Source organism: Kitasatospora sp. NPDC085895 (genome assembly GCF_040702125.1).
In the GTDB taxonomy this organism is placed as follows: Bacteria; Actinomycetota; Actinomycetes; order Streptomycetales; family Streptomycetaceae; genus Kitasatospora; species Kitasatospora arboriphila.
In genome coordinates this window covers 1-2,445 of the sequence record NZ_JBFBJY010000207.1, presented here as the reverse complement: position 1 = coordinate 2,445, position 2,445 = coordinate 1, and the positions used below count along the sequence as shown (strand labels likewise).

The window sequence follows — 2,445 nt, the reverse complement described above, 5'->3', positions numbered from 1 at the left end:
CGGTCATCCCCGCACCGGCCGGCCCGGCCGCGACCTCGCGGGTCACGCCGCCGCCGTTGAGCCACGGCACCGCCGCCCGGTCCGCCGCCCTCAGTCCGTCGCTACGCCGGCGGGGGTGTGCCGTCCGGCCCGGTGCCCTTGGTGCCGGTGTCGGGCTCCACGACGTCCCGCTCCACGATGTCCCGCTCCCCCGTGTCCCGTTCCGCCGCGAAGTGGCACGCCGACTCGTGCGCGGCCCAGCCCTCCAGCCAGGGGCGGACGGCGAGCAGCGGGACCTCGACGGCGCACTTCTCCTGCGCCTTCCAGCAGCGGGTGCGGAAGCGGCAGCCGGACGGCGGGTTCGCCGGCGAGGGCACGTCGCCGGTCAGCACGATCCGGTCCCGGTCCTCGCGGGCGGCCGGGTCCGGCACGGGGACGGCGGAGAGCAGCGCCTGGGTGTACGGGTGGGTGGCGTGGTCGTAGATCTCCTCGTCGGAGCCGATCTCGACCATCTTGCCGAGGTACATCACGCCGACCCGGTCGGAGATGTGCCGGACGATCGAGAGGTCGTGGGCGATGAACATGTACGACAGGCTGAACTCGTTCTGCAGCTGCTCCAGCAGGTTGATCACCTGGGCCTGGACGGAGACGTCGAGGGCGGAGACGGGCTCGTCGCAGATGATCACCTCGGGCTTGAGCGCGAGGCCGCGGGCGATGCCGATGCGCTGGCGCTGGCCTCCGGAGAACTGGTGCGGGTACCGGTTGATGTACTCCGGGTTGAGGCCCACCACGTCCAGCAGGTCCTGCACCGCCTTGCGGCGGTCGCCCTTGGGCGCCACCTCCGGGTGGATCTCGAAGGGCTCCCCGATGATGTCGCCGACCGTCATCCGCGGGTTCAGCGAGGTGTACGGGTCCTGGAACACCATCTGGATGTTGCGCCGGACGTGGTGGAGGGCCGTGCCCTTCAGGTGCGAGATCTCCTCGCCCTTGAACCGGACGGAGCCGCTGGTGGCGGGCTCCAGGTTCATCAGCACCTTGGCGAGCGTCGATTTGCCGCAGCCGGACTCGCCGACGATGCCCAGGGTCTCGCCCTGCATCAGATCGAAGGAGACGCCGTCGACGGCCTTCACCGCGCCGATCTGCTTCTTGACGATGATGCCCCGGGTCAGCGGGAAGTACTTGACCAGGTCCCTCACCTGCAGGATCGGCTCGCCGCGGGGCACCTCCCGGGCGAAGGCGGCGTCCTCGGGCACGGCCTCCACCGTTCCCGCCCCGTCAGACGTCATGGAGGGTCTCCTTCCAGAAGAAGCACGCGCTGCCCCGCCCCGGCAGGGGCGCGCCGGCGTCGTCGGTGACCTCGAACAGCGCGGGCTCCTCCCGCCGGCAGATGTCCTGGGCGCGCGGGCAGCGCGGGTTGAAGGCGCAGCCCTTGGGGATCCGCAGCAGGTTGGGCGGCAGGCCCTTGATGGCGTAGAGCTCCTGGCCCTTCTGGTCCAGGCGCGGGATGGAGTCGAGCAGGCCGCGGCTGTAGGGGTGGGCCGGGTTCTTGTAGAGGTCGTGGACGGGGGCCGTCTCGACGATCCGGCCGGCGTACATCACGGCGATCTTGTCGGCCACGTCGGCGACCACGCCGAGGTCGTGGGTGATCAGGATCAGACCCATGTTGTACTCGGCCTGCAGCTCCGCCAGCAGGTCCATGACCTGCGCCTGCACGGTCACGTCCAGCGCGGTGGTCGGCTCGTCCGCGATGATCAGGTCCGGTTCCAGGGCCAGCGCCATGGCGATCATGATGCGCTGGCGCATGCCGCCGGAGAACTGGTGCGGGTAGTCGTTGACGCGTTCCTTGGCGGCGGGGATCCGGACGCGCTCCATCAGCTCGATCGCCTTGGCCTTGGCGTCCTTGCGGGAGACCCCGCGGTGCACCCGGTACATCTCGCCGAGCTGCGTGCCGACCGAGTGGACGGGGTTCAGTGCGGACAGCGCGTCCTGGAAGATCATGGCCATCTGTTCGCCGCGGATCTTCCGGCGCTCCTCCTTGCCGAGCTTGAGCAGGTCGCGGCCCTTGAAGACGATCTCGCCGCCGGTGACGTAGCCGGGCGGGCTGTCCAGGATGCCCATGATGGCCTGGGCGGTCACCGACTTACCGGAGCCCGACTCTCCCAGGACGGCGAGGGTCTCGCCGGCGGCGACGGAGTAGTCCACGCCGTTGACGGCCTTGGCGACGCCGTCGCGGGTGCGGAACTCGACCTGCAGCCCGCGCACGTCGAGCAGGACGTCGCCGGCCGGGCTGCCGGCGCCGGACGCCTGGGGATCGATCCGGATGGCTCCGGCGTCGTCGTCGCTGTTGCCGCTGTTCATGGTTGGTGGGGCCCCTCTCAGCGCAGCTTCGGGTCGAGTGCGTCGCGGACGGCGTCGCCGAGCATGATGAACGCCAGGACGGTGATGCTCAGGGCACCGGCCGGGTAG

Annotated in this window: 3 protein-coding genes; all 3 read right to left on the bottom strand. The window is 70.6% G+C overall.

Annotation, left to right across the window (positions count from 1 at the left end; genetic code table 11):
- Positions 1-94, bottom strand: a 94-nt coding sequence (locus AB0442_RS42190) for a HutD family protein (protein ID WP_366168806.1), incomplete at its 3' end; no start/stop codon positions are given.
- Positions 95-101: 7 nt separating this feature from the next.
- Positions 102-1,265, bottom strand: a complete 1,164-nt coding sequence (locus AB0442_RS42185) for a dipeptide ABC transporter ATP-binding protein (protein ID WP_366168805.1) — start codon at positions 1,263-1,265, stop codon at positions 102-104.
- A complete protein-coding gene (locus AB0442_RS42180; RefSeq protein ID WP_366168804.1) occupies positions 1,255-2,337 on the bottom strand; it encodes an ABC transporter ATP-binding protein in 1,083 nt (360 codons plus the stop codon). Before AB0442_RS42180 ends, AB0442_RS42185 begins: the two co-directional genes overlap by 11 nt.
- Positions 2,338-2,445: the final 108 nt, after the last annotated feature.